General features: G+C 73.5%; 17 protein-coding genes. 10 read left to right on the top strand and 7 right to left on the bottom strand.

Translation table 11 applies throughout. The features are described 5' to 3' along the window. Nucleotides 1-24: 24 nt before the first annotated feature. The 4 genes from ACRB68_RS31770 to ACRB68_RS31755 all read right to left on the bottom strand — a co-directional run bounded on the left by ACRB68_RS31770 (nucleotide 25) and on the right by ACRB68_RS31755 (nucleotide 4,364). Nucleotides 25-708 (bottom strand): response regulator, encoded by a 684-nt coding sequence (locus tag ACRB68_RS31770; RefSeq protein WP_153538957.1) that lies wholly within the window; start codon nucleotides 706-708, stop codon nucleotides 25-27. Beyond that, nucleotides 705-1,979 carry a sensor histidine kinase gene (locus ACRB68_RS31765; RefSeq protein WP_153538955.1) on the bottom strand — a complete coding sequence of 425 codons (1,275 nt, stop codon included), beginning with the start codon at nucleotides 1,977-1,979 and terminating at the stop codon, nucleotides 705-707. The genes ACRB68_RS31770 and ACRB68_RS31765 overlap by 4 nt, the downstream gene beginning before the upstream one ends. A gap of 78 nt (nucleotides 1,980-2,057) precedes the next feature. Next, on the bottom strand, nucleotides 2,058-3,023 hold the full coding sequence (locus ACRB68_RS31760) for an SUKH-4 family immunity protein (protein WP_194293528.1): 966 nt from the start codon (nucleotides 3,021-3,023) through the stop codon (nucleotides 2,058-2,060). A 243-nt stretch (nucleotides 3,024-3,266) separates the two neighbouring features. Then, nucleotides 3,267-4,364, bottom strand: a complete 1,098-nt coding sequence (locus tag ACRB68_RS31755; RefSeq protein ID WP_153538951.1) for a DUF4062 domain-containing protein — start codon at nucleotides 4,362-4,364, stop codon at nucleotides 3,267-3,269. Between the two features lie 88 nt (nucleotides 4,365-4,452). Here ACRB68_RS31755 and ACRB68_RS31750 point away from each other — a divergent pair, with 88 nt between their 5' ends. Next, on the top strand, nucleotides 4,453-5,157 hold the full coding sequence (locus ACRB68_RS31750; protein WP_328595032.1) for a helix-turn-helix transcriptional regulator: 705 nt from the start codon (nucleotides 4,453-4,455) through the stop codon (nucleotides 5,155-5,157). A gap of 75 nt (nucleotides 5,158-5,232) precedes the next feature. Beyond that, nucleotides 5,233-5,613, top strand: coding sequence for a VOC family protein (locus ACRB68_RS31745; protein ID WP_153538949.1), 381 nt, complete (start codon nucleotides 5,233-5,235; stop codon nucleotides 5,611-5,613). A 102-nt stretch (nucleotides 5,614-5,715) separates the two neighbouring features. On the opposite strand, the gene aceE is transcribed toward ACRB68_RS31745, so the two are convergent. After that, the gene (aceE, locus tag ACRB68_RS31740; protein ID WP_407924316.1) at nucleotides 5,716-8,499 is read right to left on the bottom strand and encodes a pyruvate dehydrogenase (acetyl-transferring), homodimeric type; all 2,784 of its coding nucleotides are present in this window, start codon (nucleotides 8,497-8,499) and stop codon (nucleotides 5,716-5,718) included. Between the two features lie 273 nt (nucleotides 8,500-8,772). Here aceE and ACRB68_RS31735 point away from each other — a divergent pair, with 273 nt between their 5' ends. The 6 genes from ACRB68_RS31735 to ACRB68_RS31710 all read left to right on the top strand — a co-directional run bounded on the left by ACRB68_RS31735 (nucleotide 8,773) and on the right by ACRB68_RS31710 (nucleotide 12,407). Next, the gene (locus ACRB68_RS31735; protein WP_153538947.1) at nucleotides 8,773-8,982 is read left to right on the top strand and encodes a DUF1918 domain-containing protein; all 210 of its coding nucleotides are present in this window, start codon (nucleotides 8,773-8,775) and stop codon (nucleotides 8,980-8,982) included. Nucleotides 8,983-9,048: 66 nt separating this feature from the next. Then, entirely contained in the window at nucleotides 9,049-9,456 is a 408-nt protein-coding gene (locus ACRB68_RS31730; protein WP_153538945.1) for a secondary thiamine-phosphate synthase enzyme YjbQ, read from the top strand. 250 nt (nucleotides 9,457-9,706) lie between these two features. Beyond that, a complete protein-coding gene (locus ACRB68_RS31725) occupies nucleotides 9,707-10,135 on the top strand; it encodes a DUF3052 domain-containing protein (RefSeq protein ID WP_328595031.1) in 429 nt (142 codons plus the stop codon). A gap of 157 nt (nucleotides 10,136-10,292) precedes the next feature. Then, the gene (locus ACRB68_RS31720) at nucleotides 10,293-10,754 is read left to right on the top strand and encodes a peroxiredoxin (protein ID WP_328595030.1); all 462 of its coding nucleotides are present in this window, start codon (nucleotides 10,293-10,295) and stop codon (nucleotides 10,752-10,754) included. 54 nt (nucleotides 10,755-10,808) lie between these two features. After that, on the top strand, nucleotides 10,809-11,138 hold the full coding sequence (locus ACRB68_RS31715; RefSeq protein ID WP_153538941.1) for a hypothetical protein: 330 nt from the start codon (nucleotides 10,809-10,811) through the stop codon (nucleotides 11,136-11,138). A 141-nt stretch (nucleotides 11,139-11,279) separates the two neighbouring features. Next, complete coding sequence (locus tag ACRB68_RS31710; RefSeq protein ID WP_153538939.1) at nucleotides 11,280-12,407, top strand: potassium channel family protein; 1,128 nt, start codon at nucleotides 11,280-11,282, stop codon at nucleotides 12,405-12,407. A gap of 94 nt (nucleotides 12,408-12,501) precedes the next feature. Here ACRB68_RS31710 and ACRB68_RS31705 read toward each other — a convergent pair whose 3' ends face one another. Then, nucleotides 12,502-13,479, bottom strand: coding sequence for a phosphoribulokinase (locus ACRB68_RS31705; protein ID WP_328595029.1), 978 nt, complete (start codon nucleotides 13,477-13,479; stop codon nucleotides 12,502-12,504). Between the two features lie 159 nt (nucleotides 13,480-13,638). Here ACRB68_RS31705 and ACRB68_RS31700 point away from each other — a divergent pair, with 159 nt between their 5' ends. Both ACRB68_RS31700 and ACRB68_RS31695 read left to right on the top strand, forming a co-directional pair. Beyond that, nucleotides 13,639-14,295, top strand: a complete 657-nt coding sequence (locus ACRB68_RS31700; RefSeq protein ID WP_153538937.1) for a response regulator — start codon at nucleotides 13,639-13,641, stop codon at nucleotides 14,293-14,295. Beyond that, on the top strand, nucleotides 14,292-15,449 hold the full coding sequence (locus tag ACRB68_RS31695) for a GAF domain-containing sensor histidine kinase (RefSeq protein ID WP_328595028.1): 1,158 nt from the start codon (nucleotides 14,292-14,294) through the stop codon (nucleotides 15,447-15,449). Before ACRB68_RS31700 ends, ACRB68_RS31695 begins: the two co-directional genes overlap by 4 nt. On the opposite strand, the gene ACRB68_RS31690 is transcribed toward ACRB68_RS31695, so the two are convergent. Then, nucleotides 15,394-16,581, bottom strand: coding sequence for a saccharopine dehydrogenase family protein (locus ACRB68_RS31690; protein WP_153538935.1), 1,188 nt, complete (start codon nucleotides 16,579-16,581; stop codon nucleotides 15,394-15,396). The genes ACRB68_RS31695 and ACRB68_RS31690 overlap by 56 nt on opposite strands. Nucleotides 16,582-16,609 lie beyond the last annotated feature (28 nt).

The following is a 16,609-nucleotide window of genomic DNA, read 5'->3' as shown; positions in this document are numbered from 1 at the left end:
GTAGGCGGGGGCCCTGGACTTCGGCTAGTCGCCCGGGCGGACCAGGCCTGTTTCGTAGGCGTAGACGATGGCCTGCGGGCGGTCGCGCAGGCCGAGTTTCATCAGCGTCCGGCTGAAGTGGGTCTTCACGGTCTGCTCGGCGAGGACGAGCTCGGCGGCGATCTCGGCGTTGGACAGGCCGCGCGCGACCAGGACCAGGACCTCGGTCTCCCGGTCGCTCAGCTCCTTCAGCCGCTTGCGGGACGGGCCGCGCGGGCCGCCCAGCCGGGCGAACTCCGCGATCAGCCGCCTGGTGACCGACGGCGACAGCAGCGCGTCGCCCGCCGCCACCACCCGGACGGCGTCGGCCAGCTCGCCCGCCGAGGCGTCCTTGAGCAGGAACCCGCTGGCCCCGGCGCGGAGCGCGGCGTAGACGTAGTCGTCCAGGTCGAAGGTGGTCAGCATCAGCACCTTCGGCGGGCCGGTGACGCCGCCACCGTCCTCGTCGTCGGCGGCGAGCAGCCGGCGGGTGGCCTCCAGGCCGTCCATGACGGGCATCCGCACGTCCATCAGCACCACGTCGGGCGCGAGCTCGGCGATGCGGCGCAGCCCCTCCTCGCCGTTCACCGCCTCGCCGACGACCTCGATGCCGGGCTGGGCGTTCAGCAGCACCCCGAACCCGGCGCGGACCATGCCCTGGTCGTCGACGATCACGACGCGGATCGTCATGCGGGATCCCGCACCGGCAGTGTGGCGGACACCTGGAAGCCTCCCTCGGGGGTGGGGCCGGCGAGCAGCTCGCCGCCCAGCATCGCGGCCCGCTCGCGCATCCCGGCCAGCCCGTGCCCGGCGCCCGGTGGCGAGGGGGTCGGGCGGTGGCCGGGGCCCGGCGGCCCGTTGACGACGGTCAGCCGCAGTATGCCGTCCGCGTGCGCCACGTCGAGGCCGACCCGCGACCCCGGCGCGTGCCGCATGGCGTTGCTCATCGCCTCCTGGACGATCCGGTAGGCGCTGAGGCCGACGCCGGACGGCAGCGCGGCCAGGTTCCCGGCCAGCCGGTCCTCCACGGTGAGGCCGGTGCCGCGGGCGGCGGTGACCAGTTCCGCCAGCCGGTCCAGGCCGGGCTGCGGCGCGGTCTCGGCGCCCTCGGCCGAGCGCAGCACGCCGAGGATGCGGCGCATCTCGGTGAGGGCGTCCAGCGCCGTCGCGCGGATCTCCGCCAGGTCGCGGCGGGTCTCCGCGGGGACCTCGGCCTTGTAGGGCGCGGCCTCCGCCTGGATCGCGATCATCGACATGTGGTGCGCGACGACGTCGTGCAGCTCGCGGGCGATGCGCTGGCGCTCGGTCAGCACCGCCGCCTCCTCCCGGTGCCGCCTGGCCTGCTCGGCCAGCTCCCGCCGGGACGCCTGCCGCAGCCGTGACATGTACCCGACGACCAGCGGCAGCAGGATCAGCACGGTCGCGCCGGCGGCCGAGTGGCGGTCGGCCGCCCACACGCCCGCGACCGCCAGCAGGCCGGCGCCGACCGTGGTCTCCCGCGGGCAGCGCACCGCCACGGTGTACAGGATCAGCAGCCCGCTGATCGTCCCGGCGGGCACGTAAGGGGTGCTGAGCCAGTGCTGGAAGGAGGTCCACGCCATCCCCACCAGGAGGAGCCGGAACGCGCCGAGGGGGTGCCGGTGGCGCAGCGCGAGGGGCGCCGTCATCGCCAGGGCGCCGAGGAACAGCAGGGAGCCGGGGTAGCCGGGGTGGGCCGGGCGGACCTCGGTGAGCAGCAGCGAGTACGTGCCGGGCAGCATGATGAGCACGAGCAGCAGGTCGGCGGCCTGGGCGACCGCGTTGAACGGCAGCCGGCCGATCATGATCCGCCGGGTCCAGCCCAGCCCGGCGGGCCAGGGCCGTGCGGCGGGGTAGGGGTCGGCGGCGCCGGTGGCCGCGGCGAGCACGAGCGGCCGCCAGACCAGCGCCGCCGTCTCCCGCCACCCGTGCTTGTCGCTCATGCGGTCCAGGCTAGGGAACGGCCGCTGTAGACCGGATGAGACCGCGGTCCTGCTTCGCTGTCATACCCAGGTACTCCCTCACAGGAGGCCGTGCCACATCTGCTCGGCCAGCAGCGGCCACCAGGCGTCCGGATCGCGGACGGCGGCCGGGTCGATGCCCGCCAGCTGCGCCTGGACGCCGGCGACGACCGCGGCGGCCGCGTGCGGGGCGCGGCCCTTCATCCGCTGCCGTCCCCGGGTGAGCAGCGCGAGGGACCGGGCGAACGACGCCGCGTCGCTGCTGACGAACCGCCGGGTGCCGAGCTCGGGGTCGACCGCGTGGAGGGCGCCGCCGGGCTCGACGCCGATGACGCAGTGCCCGTCGCTCCCGAGGGTCCGCCATCCGGCGTAGCGGGCGACCGCGCCCTCGTCCAGCGGGCCGCGCTTGCGCAGCATCGCCTGCATCGGCTCCAGGTCCCAGGCCTTGAACAGGTGCGGGACCTGCACGGGGAGCCCGGCGACGGCGAGGGTGTGCCGTGTCCCGGGCGGGACGTCCCCGGGCAGCTCGCCGGGCCCGTAACGACGGACCCCGCCCGGCCCGAACACCGAGAACAGCACCCTGCCGAGCTGCTCGCCGTCCACCGGCTCCGCCCGATCCAGGACGGGTATCGGGACCGGAACGGCGGCGGGCACGGCGGGCAGGCCCGTCATCTGCGCCAGCATCGCCGCGCGCTCGCGCACGGACTCGACGGCGGCGGCGCGCGCCCGCGGGGTGTCGCCGTAGTTGCAGCCGATGGAGAACTCCGCGTCCGGAAAGGCGAACCCCCGCAGCATCGGGTCGCAGTAGCAGCCCGGCAGGCGGCAGAAACCGAGCTCGGAGTGGACGGCCAGCACGCTCTTCCGGGGGATGCCGAGGCGCTGGAGCTCCTCGTAGGCCTGCCAGCAGGGCGGTGGCAGGCCGGGCCCGCTCGTGTGCGTCAGGAAGACCTCTTCGCCCTCGCTGTCGCGGTAGGTGACGGTCAGGGTGTTGCCGGCGCCCACGGCGGGCGCGTCGTCATGCTGCATCGGCTGCTTTCGCTGGGAGCTGGAGGACATCTGGCGGGTGATGTCGCCTGAAAGATCGACGATGACCGGGGGAGTTCGGTTTCATGGGCTTGCGGTGGGACGTCCGGCCCGGCGGATGTGGCGGGGGCGACGGAGCGCGGTCGCGGGCACGGCGGGGGGCGTCCGGCGCAGCTGCATGAACTTCAGCGCCGCTGGGCCTCGGCCATCGGCTGCGCACCGGGATCGGCGGTCATGGCCTGAAGGCTAGGCGCCGGGCGCCCTCAGCGCGGTGACGTCACCGCGCGCCTCGGCGATCTCCCAGGTCCGGTCGAAGTGCCGGACGCAGGTGGTCAGCAGCGGCCGCGACGCGCCGCCGCGCAGCTCCAGCGACGCCGTCTCGGACGCGCGGGCGGGCGGCAGCGTGATCGTCAGCCGGCCCCAGGCGTGGTCGCACAGCACCAGCGTGGACCGCAGGTGGCTGCGGAAATGCCCCATCGAGACGGTGCCGTGCAGCTCGCCGCCGGCCGCCCGGCGCGCGTCGGCCATCGTCTCCAGCAGGCGCGCCCGCACCACCCGGATCTCGTCGCCGATCGTGGCGCCCCGGTCGATGCCGCCCGACTCGGAGACCTCCACGTCGCGCAGGAACACCCCGTCCGGCTCCGGCGTGAGCAGCCGCAGGTCCCCGCCGCGCCCCAGCATGTGCGCGAACGCGTCCTTGTGGATCTCGAAGAGGCGCACCGCGCTGGTCGACATCACCCGCACCACCCGCGCGTTCCGGATGCCCTCGGTCAGCTGCGGGCCGGCGATGCCGTCCTCGCCGATCCGGGCGATGCCGAGCCGCTCGCACGGGTCCAGGAGGGCCGCGACGCGCTCGTCCAGCGCGGCCGGCAGCGAGTCGCCGCGCACCCAGCCCGGCCGCGGGTTGTCGACGATCTCCTTGTGCAGCGCCGCGACGATCTCGCGGGCCAGCTCGTCGGGGGTGCGCCAGGCGCTGCGCAGCCGGTCCTGCCCGATCTTGGCGCGGAACAGGGCGACCCGCTTGTCGGCGACGTCCTCCTCGTCCAGCAGGAACGCCAGCACCGGCTTGCCGGTGGCGACGGCATAGTCGTACTCGCTCTCGACATAGGAGACGCCGTTCGGGCGCTGCGACCCGTAGAGGCGGCCGACGATGAGGACGTAGTAGTCGCACTCGTCGATGAACCGCTCGATCAGCGGCCAGCCGGCCTGACCGGACGCCGGGAACTGCTCCATGCCGATCGGGATGAACCCGTGCTCCAGCAGCGCTTCGGCCACGGCCCGGCGCTCGTCGCCGAGATCCCGCCGGGTGGAGCTGATGAACACCTGATAGCGCTTCGCGACCACGCCGGAACCTCCGGGAGCGGTGAGGGGAAGGGGATCCTATCCCGCGCCGCCGGTGCGGAATGTCGTAGGTCTTCCGTAGGGTCGCGGGGTGAACCGCACCAACCGGCTTTACGCCCTGGTGGAGGAACTGCGGGCCTGCGCGCCCCGCCGGCTGAGCGCCCGCGAGCTCGCCGCGCGCTACGAGGTGAGCGTGCGCACGATCGAGCGCGACATCGGCGCCCTGCAGCAGGCGGGGGTGCCGATCCACGCCGACGTGGGCCGCACGGGCGGCTACACCCTGGACAAGAGCCGCACGCTGCCGCCGCTGAACTTCACCCCGGCCGAGGCGGTGGCGGTGGCGATCGCCCTCGGCCGGGCCGCCGGGTCGCCGTTCGCGCGGTCGGCCCGCACCGCCCTGCACAAGATCGTCACGGCGATGTCGGCGGCCGACGGCGCCGCCGCCCGCGAGCTGGCCGGCCGCATCCACTTCCTCACCCCGGCGGACGCCGAGGCGCCGCGCACGGTCCCGGCGGTGCTGGAGCAGGCGATGTGCGAGCGCCGGGTGGTGCGCATCGGGTACGTCGACGCGGCGGACGCGGTGACCGAACGCGACGTCGAGCCGATCGCCTTCACCGCCGCGTCCCGCGCCTGGTACCTGATCGGCTGGTGCCGGCTGCGCGGCGGGATCCGTGTCTTCCGCATCGACCGGGTGCGCAGCGCCGCGCTGCTGGAGGAGGCCGCGCCCGACCGCGCGCTCGAGTACTCCTCGATGAGCCCGCCGAACCTCGTCGCCCGCGCGCTGGAATTCATCTGAAAACACCGACACAGGGTTGTCGCACGCCTGTTCGACGATGGGCGGGACGCACAGGAACGACGAAGGAGCGACACCATGAGCGCACCCGCCTACAACTCGGTGGCCTGGTTCGAGATCGGCACCGACCGGCCCGAGGACGTCAAGCGCTTCTACGGCGAGCTGTTCGACTGGACGTTCACGGCGCCCCCCGGCGACGCGCCGGCCTACGAGGAGATCACCGCGCCGGGCGCGGAGCAGCCGTCCGGCGGCGTCTTCCCCTCGGGCGGCGCCTTCCCCGACTACGCGATCTTCTACGTGGTGGTGCAGGACGTGGCGGCCACCGTCGCCCGCGCCGAGGAGCTCGGCGGCAAGGTCGTCGTGCCGGTGACCACCACCGCCAACGGGCTCGTCTTCGCCCAGCTGACCGACAGCGCCGACCACCACTTCGGCGTCTTCACCCCGCCGCCGGTGGCCTGACCGTCCCGAACGCGCGAGGCGCCCTCCCCGGCCCGGGGAGGGCGCCTCGCGCGGTGAACGGGCGTGATCGCGTCCTACACCGCCGCGATCACGCCCGTCCGGTCAGGACTCGCCGCCGGTGTTGCTCTCGGCGGTCTGCACGCCGCCCGCGAAGACGCTGCTCACGTCGGCGTCCAGCTTGTAGCGCTCGATCGCCTGCTGCAGCGCCTCGTGCTTGACCTCGCCCTGCCGGGCGAGGCGGGTGAGCACCGCCAGCACGATCGACGCCGAGTCGACGTGGAAGAAGCGCCGCGCCGCCGCGCGGGTGTCGGAGAAGCCGAACCCGTCGGTGCCGAGCGAGGAGTAGTCGCCGGGCACCCAGGGCGCGATCTGGTCCGGGACGGCCCGCATGTAGTCGGTCACCGCCACGATCGGGCCGGAGGCCTCGCCGAGGGCGCGGGTGACGTAGGGCACGCGCTGCTCGGCGTCGGGGTGCAGCAGGTTCCACTCGTCGCACGCCTGCGCCTCGCGGGCCAGCTCGTTCCACGACGTGGCCGACCACACCTCGGCCGCGACGCCCCACTCCTCGGCGAGCAGGCGCTGTGCCTCGGCGGCCCAGCGGCCCGCGACGCCCGAGGCGACGATGTTGGCCTTCGGCGCGTCCCCGTCGCCGACCTGCGGCGCCGGCTTGTACCGGTACAGCCCCTTGAGCAGGCCGCCGACGTCCAGGCCCTCGGGCTCGGCCGGCTGCTGGTACGGCTCGTTGTACACGGTGAGGTAGTAGAAGACGTCCTCGCCGTGCGGGTGCTCCTCGGTGGGGGAGTACATCCGGCGCAGCGCGTCCCGGGTGATGTGCGCCAGCTCGAACGCGTAGGTCGCGTCGTAGTGGACGCAGGCCGGGTTGGTCGCCGCGAGCAGCGGCGAGTGCCCGTCGGCGTGCTGCAGGCCCTCACCGGTGAGGGTGGTGCGGCCCGCGGTCGCGCCGAGCAGGAAGCCGCGGCCCATCTGGTCGCCGAGCGCCCACATCTGGTCGCCGGTCCGCTGGAACCCGAACATCGAGTAGAAGATGTAGACCGGGATCATGAACTCGCCGTGCGTGGCGTAGGACGTCGCCGCCGCGATCACCGACGCCATCGAGCCGGCCTCGCTGATGCCCTCGTGCAGCATCTGGCCCTGCTCGGACTCCTTGTAGGTGAGCAGCAGCTTGCGGTCCACCGCGTCGTAGGTCTGCCCGTGCGGCGAGTAGATCTTGGCGGTGGGGAACATCGCGTCCATGCCGAACGTGCGGTACTCGTCCGGGGCGATCGGCACGAACCGGGCGCCGATGTTCTCGTCCTTGATCAGGTCCTTGAGCAGCCGGACGAACGCCATCGTGGTGGCGATGTTCTGCTTGCCCGAGCCCTTGCGCAGCTCGCCGTAGACCGCCTCGCCGGGCAGCTTGAGCGGCTTGGCCCGCACCACGCGCTTCGGCAGGAAGCCGCCGAGGGCCGCGCGGCGCTCGCGCATGTACTGGATCTCGTCGGAGTCCTCGCCCGGGTGGTAGTAGGGCGGCAGCTCGCCCTCCAGCGCCGAGTCGGGGATGTCCAGGTACAGGCGGTCCCGGAACTCCTTCAGCTCGGCCTTGGTGAGCTTCTTCATCTGGTGCGTGGCGTTGCGGGCCTCGAAGTCCGACCCGAGCGTCCAGCCCTTGATGGTGTGGGCCAGGATCACCGTCGGCTGGCCGACGTGCTCGCGGGCGGCCTTGAACGCCGCGTAGACCTTGCGGTAGTCGTGCCCGCCGCGCGACAGCTTGCGCAGGTCGTCGTCCGTCAGGTGCTGGACGATCTTGCGCAGCCGGGGGTCGTCGCCGAAGAACTTCTCCCGGATGTACTCGCCCGACTCGACGGTGAAGGTCTGGAACTGCCCGTCGGGGGTGGTGTTCATCTTGTTGACCAGCACGCCGTCGGCGTCCTGCGCCAGCAGCGGGTCCCAGTCGCGGCCCCAGACGACCTTGATCACGTTCCAGCCGGCGCCGCGGAAGAACGACTCCAGCTCCTGGATGATCTTGCCGTTGCCGCGCACCGGGCCGTCGAGCTGCTGCAGGTTGCAGTTGACGACGAAGGTGAGGTTGTCCAGCTCCTCGCGGGCGGCCAGGCCGATCGCGCCGAGCGACTCGGGCTCGCCCATCTCGCCGTCGCCGAGGAAGGCCCACACGTGCGAGCGCGAGGTGTCCTTGATCTTGCGGTTGTACAGGTACCGGTTGAACCGGGCCTGGTAGACCGAGTCGATGGCGGTCAGGCCCATCGACACCGTCGGGAACTCCCAGAAGTCGGGCATCAGCCGCGGGTGCGGGTAGGACGACAGCCCGCCGCCCGGGTGCGAGATCTCCTGGCGGAAGCCGTCCAGCTTGTCCTCGGTGAGGCGGCCCTCCAGGAAGGCGCGGGCGTACACGCCCGGGGCCGCGTGGCCCTGGATGAACACCTGGTCGCCGGACTCGCCGTGGTCCTTGCCGCGGAAGAAGTGGTTGAAGCCGACCTCGTACAGCGACGCGGCCGAGGCGTAGGTGGCGATATGGCCGCCGACGCCGAGGTTCGGGCGGTTCGCCCGGGACACCATGATGGCCGCGTTCCACCGGATGTAGGCGCGGATGCGCCGTTCCACGTGCTCGTCGCCGGGGAACCAGGGTTCGCTCTCGGGCGGGATGGAGTTGATGAAGTCGGTGCTGCGCAGGCTGGGCACGCCCACCTGCTGCTCGCGGGCCCGCTCGAGAAGCCGGAGCATCACGTAGCGGGCCCTGCCGCGGCCCTGGGTCTTGATGACCGTGTCCAGCGATTCCAGCCACTCCCGGGTCTCGTCCGGGTTGATGTCGGGCAGCTGGCTCGGCAGGCCGTCGCTGATGATCGAAAAGCGTTGACGTCCGGAAGCCACGGGGTCCCCTCTGTGCTTACCGTTTGAGCTATCACGACTGGTGGTCGTTAGGGTTCGTGATCCATCGTCGCCGTTTGTGACGGCTAACGCATCTCTACCAACCGGTAACCATTCTGGCCGGTGAGAGGCGGTGCGCGAACCCCCCGGCGGCTTTTTTCGGGCCGCCGCCCCGCCCTCCCTCGACGTGACGGCCGCCACGTACCATCGTGGGAGATAGCGGGACATGCCCGGGCGGCCCCGGAGAACGGGACCGTGATCGTCTGGGGGGAGCATATGAACGCATCGATCGGTGACCGGCTGCACGTGCACGGCAACGCCGTGGGGCACCCGGACAAGATGGGGGAGATCGTCGAGGTGCACGGCGACGGGGGCGCCCCGCCGTACCTGGTCCGCTTCGACGACGGCCACACCCGCCTGGTCTTCCCCGGCCCCGACGCGGTGATCGAGACGCCGGCCATGGAGGCGGCGCACCCGCGGATGTGACGGGGCGCACCGCGACGGACCGCGTGGCGACGGGTCGCCGGCGCGCGGCGGGGTAGAGACCTGCCCATGGAGAGCACCGTGATCCAGGTGACCACCGGGGACCGGGAGGTCGTACAGGACATCACCGCCGAATGCGAGCGGTTCGCCGCGGAACAGGGCGGCGACGGGCTGCTGCACGTGTTCGTGCCGCACGCCACGGCGGGCGTGGCGATCATCGAGCTCGGCGCCGGCAGCGACGACGACCTGCTCGCCGCGCTCGGCGACCTGCTGCCCGCCGACGACCGCTGGCGGCACGCGCACGGCTCGCGCGGGCACGGCCGCTCGCACGTGATGCCGGCGCTCGTCCCGCCTCATGCCTCGGTCCCGGTGCTGGAGGGGCGGCTCGCCCTCGGCACCTGGCAGTCGATCGCGCTGGTCGACCTGAACGTGGACAACCCCGATCGCCAAGTGCGGTTGTCCTTCCTTGCGGGATGAGCGAGGGTTGTTACCCTCGGTGCGTGCCAGGTGACGAGCACGGCCGTATTCGGGGCGGCGACCCCACCAAAAGCCATGAAGACACTTGCGCGACGACCCCTTACTTGTGTGGACTGTCCCGCAAACACCGCAGCGGTGCGGGCGGGCCGTCCGTCCGGGGGGCCCGGACAGCACCGGGTGCGCATTCGATGACAGCTGGCGTCCACCCCGCGGGGCGGGCGGAGACCGCAACGACCATTGGAGGACTTTCGTGAGCGCGACCGCGGGTCAGGCGCAGAGTGAGCGCAGCCTGGCCGAACGGCTCGGCCTCAAGGCCGGCCAGGTGGTGCAGGAGATCGGTTACGACGACGATGTCGACGAGGATCTGCGTAACTCGATCGAGCTCGTGACCGAGGCCGAGCTGGCCGACGAGGACTACGAGGACGTCGTCGACATCGTGCTGCTGTGGTGGCGCGAGGAGGACGGCGACCTGTTCGAGGGCCTCACCGACGCCATGGTGCCGCTGGCCAGCGGCGGCCAGATCTGGCTGCTGACGCCGAAGGCCGGGCGGGAGGGGCACGTGGAGCCGAGCGACATCGGCGAGGCCGCCGTCGCCGCCGGGCTGGCCCAGACCAGCAGCATCAGCGCCGCCCAGGAGTGGTCGGGCACGCGCCTGGTCGCACCGAAGGTCCGCAAGTAGCCGGACGCCGGTCCGCCGTCCGCCTCCGGTGACCGGGAGCGGGCGGTGACCGGCCTCCCGATCGCGCGCGCCGGGTGGCAGACTGGCGCGTGCGCCGTACGCCCGTGCGGCGCGACAGGCCCCCGCCCGGGCGGGGAACGATCCGCGGGGAGAGGTTGTGGCGGTCGAGGTAGGCGACAGCGCACCGGACTTCGAGCTGAAGGACCAGCACGGCGCGCCGGTCAGGCTGTCGGACTTCCGTGGCGACAAGAACGTCGTCCTGGTGTTCTATCCGCTGGCGTTCAGCGGCGTGTGCACCGGCGAGCTCTGCGCGATCCGCGACGAGCTGCCGACGTTCGGCGCCGAGGACGACGTCCAGGTGCTGGCCGTCTCGGTCGACTCGGTGTTCGCGCTGCGCGCGTGGGCCGAGCAGGAGAAGTACACCTTCCCGCTGCTGTCGGACTTCTGGCCGCACGGGGGCGTGGCGCGGCGCTACGGCGTGTTCGACGAGGCCAAGGGCCTGGCGACCCGCGGCACCTTCATCATCGACACCGCGGGCGTCGTCCGCTGGAAGGTGGAGAACGCCCTTCCCGACGCGCGCGACCTGGACGAGTACCGCAAGGCGCTCGCCGAACTCTGAGAGTGGCGGAACGGGCCCGGCCGGGTCCCGCTCCCCGCACACCCTGGAGGTGTGATGCCCTGCTTCCGCTGCGGGGCCCGGCAGAACGACCCCGTGCGCGGCGCGAGCCCGTGGCGGCGCGGGGTCCGGGCCGACCGGCAGGTGCTCGCCTGCCCGCTCTGCCAGCTGGCCGACGGCTGGGACGCCGAGCTGGACCGCTGCGCCCGCTGCGGCTCGGTGGCGCTGCTGTGCCGCCTCGGTGAGATCGAGTGCCGCGACTGCGGGCACACCCGCGAGGCCGTCCGGGAGGACCGCCCGGCCGAGCCGTTCCCCGTCGATCCCGGCCTGGCCGCGGAGGTGGAGGCGGCGCTGGCCCGGGTGCTGAGGCGCCGGACGGGCGTCTGACGGGCGCCTGACGCGCCGGGCGGGCGGTGGCCGACTCCGGCCAGTGCCCCTGCTCGCGCAGGGTGACCGAGTGACGTCCCTTTTGGGCGATTTCGGGCTTGACGTCGCAAACGACCGATGTCACGCTGCCTCGCACCATCGGTGAGCAGCAGCCGGGAGGCGACGGTGCCGTATCTGGTCAGGCGGCTGATGCACGGGCTCGGCGCCCATGCCTGGCGCGCGCCCGCACTGGTGCTGCTGCTGGCCGGCCTGCTCGGCTGGACGCTGATGGCGGTCTTCGAGCCGCCGGACGCCAAGATCAGGCAGCCGGTGCACTACCTCTGGTACTTCTTCGTCAGCGGCACCACCACCGGCTACGGCGACCTGTTCCCGGTGAGCACGGGCGGCCGGATCGGCGGCTCCATCGTGATCATCGCGGGGCTGACGGCGGGGCTGGTGCTGTTCGCGGAGCTGACGCTGTGGATGGCGAAGGGCAGGACGATGAAGGCCAACGGGCAGGCGCGGCTGCACCACCGCAAGCACATCGTGGCCGTCGGCTACGACCGCGACGGCCTGCGGGCCGTCATCGGCCAGCTGCGCGCCGACCCCGCCTACGCCCGCACCCCGGTGGTGACGGTGTTCTGGCCGGACCAGCTCTCCGGGGAGAACCCCGACCCGGGCCTGTACGACGTAGTGCTGTACGACGAGTCCGCGTTCGCCCGCGCCTGCGTCGAGCACGCCCGGACGGTCCTGGTCACCGGCCGCACCGACGACGAGACGGTCCGGGTCATGCTCGGCCTGAACGCCCACCTGGCCCGCAGCGGCGCCGGCGTCCGCCCGCACCTGCTGGCCGGGGTGCACGACGGCGGCCGCCGCGCCGAGATCGCCGAGGCGCTGGAGCTGATCGACCCCGACATCGAGCCGGTGGACATCGACGACCCGGCGGTCGTCGCGGTCGCCGTCCGCAACCCCGGGGTCGCCTCGATCTACCACAACCTCGCCAGCACCCTGGACTCCGACTCCACCCTGTTCCGGGTGGACGTGCCCGCGGACGCGGGGGAGTGGTCCCGGCTGGATCTGGCGATCTTCCTGCTGCGGCAGGGCAGCACGCTGCTGGCCGTCGGCGAGTCGCACCGCCCGAACGCCCGGTTCCGGCTGGCCGCCGAGCCCGGTGAGACGGTGCGCGGCGGCCAGTCGCTGGCGGTCGTGGCGCTGGAGCGGCCGGAGATCCCCTGGGGGGAGCTGGCCGCGCACACGGAAAGCCGGGAGGGCGCCCGGGTGACCGGTTGACTCGCCCTCCCGGCGTGCGGCATCGCGCGGCCCGGGATCCGGGGCCTCCCCGCGCGATCCGCCGTCCGTGGTGCCCGAACGCGTCCGCCAGGGCCTAGGCGGCCTGCTGGCGGTGGTCGGCGTCCAGCAGGTGGTAGAGCAGCAGCAGCTGCGTGATGGCCAGCGGGTCGCTGGTGCCGCCGGCGTAGCGGCCGAGCGCGTCGGCGTCCAGCCGGCCGTCGCCGGCCCGCTGCCCGACCCGCTCCCAGATCGCCTTCTTGATGATCTGGGACTCCTCCGGCTGGACGTAGCCGTGCACGTGCAGGGCGTCCACCGGGCGGCCGTCGGTGTCGCGGTGCAGCCGCAGGTGCATCGCGGTGTCGCCGCCGCCGGGGGAGGTGACGGCCTCCAGGACGGGCGCGAGCTCGGGGTGGTCGATCGTCGGGCGGAGCAGCAGCTCGGCCGACAGGGGCGTGCCGGGCGGGTCGACGCGCTCGGCGACCGGCGCGAACCGCACCACGATGTCGGCCCACTTGCGCTGCGGGCGGATGTAGGCGGCGCTCTCGGGCTCGCGCCGGTCCAGCTCGGCCTGCACCTGCTCGGGCCGGTAGCCGCGCTTGTCGCAGTCGCGCTGGACCTTCCACGAGTGCCGCAGCGGCTCGGGCGGGTCCAGGTAGACGGTGATGTCGAAGCAGGCGCGGGCGAGGCGGGTGTGCAGCGGCAGCAGGCCCTCGACGATGACGAAGTCCTTCGGCTTCACCAGCTCGGGCCGGACCAGCTCCCCGGTCGCGTGGTCGTACACCGGCTTGAGGATGGGCTCGCCCATCGACAGCAGCTGCAGGTGCTGCTCCATGATGTCGATGTGGTTGCAGTCGGGGTGCAGCGCCGTGAACGGCTTGCCGGCCCGTTCCCTGCGGTCGTAGCGGTGGTAGTCGTCCACGCAGACCGCGGTCATGCGGTCCTCCCCCAGACACTGCACGAGCCCCCGGGTCAGTGTCGTCTTGCCCGCCGCGCTGTCCCCGGCGATGGCGAGCATGACGGGGCGGCGTCCTGATCCGCGCGCCCGGAGCATATGCACGATCCGATGGGGCACCTGGCCTCCTTGCGAGCCGGTAGCGAAATCCGACCCTGAACGTATGACGGGCGTCCTCACCGCTCGTCACCCCAATGGGTGAGAAAGGGGGTGAAACGCCGGAAAGGCCCACCAGGCCGGGGCTACTGGTGAGTAGCTTGGGGTTGTTATCGTGCCGGGATGGGAGCCCCCGTACGCGTCGTCCTGGTGGACGACCACGAGATGATCCTCGCCGGTCTGCAGGCGATGCTGGCCGGTTTCGCGGGGCGGGTGCGCGTCGTGGGACAGGCCGGCAACGCCGCCGACGCCACCCGGCTGGTGACCATGCTGCGCCCCGACGTGGTCCTGCTCGACGTGCGGCTCGGCCCCGAGAGCGGCCTGGACCTGTGCCGCGCGCTCACCGGGACGGTGCCGGAGGCGCGGGTGGTGTTCCTGTCGGTCTACGACGACGAGCAGTACGTCTTCGAGGCGCTGCGCGCGGGCGCGGGCGGCTACCTGCTGAAGCGGGTGGACGGCCCCGAGCTCGTCCGGCGGCTGGAGGAGGTCGCGCAGGGCGAGACGGTGGTGGACCCGACGCTCGCCGGGCGGATGGCCGTCACCGCCGCCCGCCTCACCCGCGGCGAGTTCTGGCCGGGCGCCAACCGCGGCCTCACCCAGCGCGAGAGCGAGGTGCTGTCGCTGCTGGTCGGCGGCCTGTCCAACAAGGCGATCGCGGCGCGGCTGGTGCTCAGCGAGGAGACGGTGAAGAGCCATCTGCGGGCGCTCTACCGCAAGCTGGAGGTCGCCGACCGGTCCGCGGCGATCGCGGTCGCGCTGCGCGAGGGGCTGTTCCGGTGACCCCGCCCGTGGTGGGGAAGCAGGCCCTGGAGGGGCACGGGCGCGACCTGCTGGTGCGGATCGTCGCGGTGGCCTGCGCCGACCGCGAGCTGCCGCAGCTGGCGGACGAGCTGGCCGGGCTGGTCGTCCGCTCGGCCGAGGCGCTGGCGTTCTGCGACGTGTACGTGCTGGACGACGCCGGCCGCGCGGTGGAGGGCCCCGGCGAGCCCGTCCCGCTCGGCGACGGCGACGTCGGCTGGGCCGCCGCGCACGGCCGGTCCCGGCCGCACGCCGACGGGCGCGGCGTCGCGGTCCCGGTGCACAGCGACGGCGCCGTCATCGCGGTGCTGGACGTGCGGTCGGCCGGGCCGTGCGCGGACGCCGACGCCGCCCTGGTCACCGCGCTCGGCGAGCTGTTCGCGCCGGTGCTCTGCTCGGCCCGGCGGCTGCGCACCGCGCGCGAGCGCGAGCACGCCGCCGAGCGGTTCGCCGAGCGCGCCGTCGAGGCGCAGGAGGCCGAGCGGACCCGGCTGAGCCGCGAGATCCACGACGGCATCGCGCAGCGGCTGGCCAGCCTCGGCTTCCACCTGTCGGCCGCCGAGCGGGCGCTGCCCGAGCACCACCCCGAGGCGCTGGCGCAGATCATGCTGGCCCGGGAGCTGTGCGACCTGGCCTCGGCCGAGACGCGCGCGGCGATCGGCGGGCTGCGGCCGCCGGTGCTGGACGACCTCGGCCTGTCGGCGGCGCTGTCGACGCTGGCCCGCGACGCCGGTGCCGCCCTGGACGTCACCGTGACGGTCGCGGGGGAGCTGGAGGCCGCGCTGCCCGACCACGTGCAGACCGCGCTGTACCGGATCGCGCAGGAGGCCGTCGGCAACTGCCTGAAGCACGCCCGCGCGTCCTGCCTGGACCTGCTGCTGGAGCACGACCGCGACCGGGTGCGGCTGCGCGTCGCCGACGACGGGGCCGGGTTCCCGGCCGGCCAGCCGGGTGCGCGGTCGGACTCCTACGGGCTGCGCGGCATGGCCGAGCGGGCCGAGCTGCTCGGCGGCCGGGTGGTGGTGACCAGCCGCCCCGGCGCCGGCACGGCGGTCGAGGCGGTGGTCCCGATCCCCGTGCTCAGCCGGCCGCGGGCTCCGGGCCGCGCACGACCCGGAACGTCAGCCCGGCCTTGACGAGCCGGTCGATCAGCGCGTCGCCCATCGCGGCGGCGGTGGTGACCTGCCCGGCGGTCGCGGGCAGGTCGTCGTGGGCGAGGCAGAGCGCCGACTCGGCGAGCATCCTGGCCGTCTCGTCGTAGCCGGGGTCGCCGCCCGCGACCTCGGTGACGACCCGCTGCCCGCCGCCCTCGCCGACGAACGTCACGCTGAACCAGTGCTTGGCGCGGCGCTCGGGCGAAGGCCCGTCGCCGGGCGCGCGCAGCCGGAGCAGCAGCGAGCGGGCCGGCGGCAGCTGGGCGAGCGCGAGCACCGCGCCGGTGCCGGCGACCATCGCGGCCGCTGTCGGCAGCCGCCGCACCGCGACGTAGTGGCCGTAGGAGAAGTCGGGCCCGTAACGTTCCAGCGCGGACGCGGACCGCACCACGATCTGCGGGTCGAGGGTCGGCAGCGGCAGCGTCCAGCCCGACACCCGCGCCTTGGGGACGGGCCACCGCGACACGCGCGCCCGCCGTCCGGCCGGGCGCCGCTCCAGGGCGTTCCGCGCGCGCTCGGCGCGCACCATGCCGGGCACGTCCGCGAAGATCCCGACGGCCGAGTGCAGGGTGCCGCCGGAGATGTCGGCGTTGACGCGGACGAACCCCTCCACGTGGAGCGGCACGCCCTCGGGCAGCCGCTGGACGGTGAAGTAGGCGCCGAGGTCGTGCGGGATCGAGTCGAACCCGCAGGCGTGCACGATCCGCGCGCCGGTGCGCACCGCCTGCTCGTGGTGGCGGACGTACATCTCGTCGATGAAGGTCGGCTCGCCGGTCAGGTCGACGTAGTCGGTGCCGGCGCGGGCGCAGGCGGCGACGAGCGGCTCGCCGTGCTCGGCGTACGGGCCGACCGTGGTGATCACCACCCGGGCGGCGGCCGCGACGGCCTCGATCGAGGCGGCGTCGGCGGTGTCGGCGATCAGCAGCGGCAGCGTGGCGAGGCCGGGGTCGATCGCGGCGAGGCGCTCGCGCACCGCCTCCAGCCGGGCCCGGTTGCGCCCGGCGAGCGCCCAGCTGGTGCCGCCCGCGTGCCGGGCCAGGTACTCGGCGGTGAGGCCGCCGGTGAAGCCGGTGGCGCCGAACAGGACGATGTCGTAGCTGCGGTCGGCCGTCATGGGGGGAGTTCCTTCCGGGAGTCCGAAT

It is taken from the genome of Actinomadura macrotermitis (genome assembly GCF_009604375.1).
Lineage (GTDB): Bacteria > Actinomycetota > Actinomycetes > Streptosporangiales > Streptosporangiaceae > Spirillospora > Spirillospora macrotermitis.
This window is presented reverse-complemented; position numbering and strand designations above follow the sequence as displayed.

What these genes read in the sequence shown, in the direction of transcription:
- ACRB68_RS31770 (WP_153538957.1), bottom strand. Translation starts at nt 708, where the DNA reads ATGACGATCCGCGTCGTGATCGTCGACGACCAGGGCATGGTCCGCGCC.
- ACRB68_RS31765 (WP_153538955.1), bottom strand. Translation starts at nt 1,979, where the DNA reads ATGAGCGACAAGCACGGGTGGCGGGAGACGGCGGCGCTGGTCTGGCGG.
- ACRB68_RS31760 (WP_194293528.1), bottom strand. Translation starts at nt 3,023, where the DNA reads ATGCAGCATGACGACGCGCCCGCCGTGGGCGCCGGCAACACCCTGACC.
- ACRB68_RS31745 (WP_153538949.1), top strand. Translation starts at nt 5,233, where the DNA reads ATGAGCGCACCCGCCTACAACTCGGTGGCCTGGTTCGAGATCGGCACC.
- ACRB68_RS31735 (WP_153538947.1), top strand. Translation starts at nt 8,773, where the DNA reads ATGAACGCATCGATCGGTGACCGGCTGCACGTGCACGGCAACGCCGTG.
- ACRB68_RS31730 (WP_153538945.1), top strand. Translation starts at nt 9,049, where the DNA reads ATGGAGAGCACCGTGATCCAGGTGACCACCGGGGACCGGGAGGTCGTA.
- ACRB68_RS31715 (WP_153538941.1), top strand. Translation starts at nt 10,809, where the DNA reads ATGCCCTGCTTCCGCTGCGGGGCCCGGCAGAACGACCCCGTGCGCGGC.
- ACRB68_RS31700 (WP_153538937.1), top strand. Translation starts at nt 13,639, where the DNA reads ATGGGAGCCCCCGTACGCGTCGTCCTGGTGGACGACCACGAGATGATC.
- ACRB68_RS31690 (WP_153538935.1), bottom strand. Translation starts at nt 16,581, where the DNA reads ATGACGGCCGACCGCAGCTACGACATCGTCCTGTTCGGCGCCACCGGC.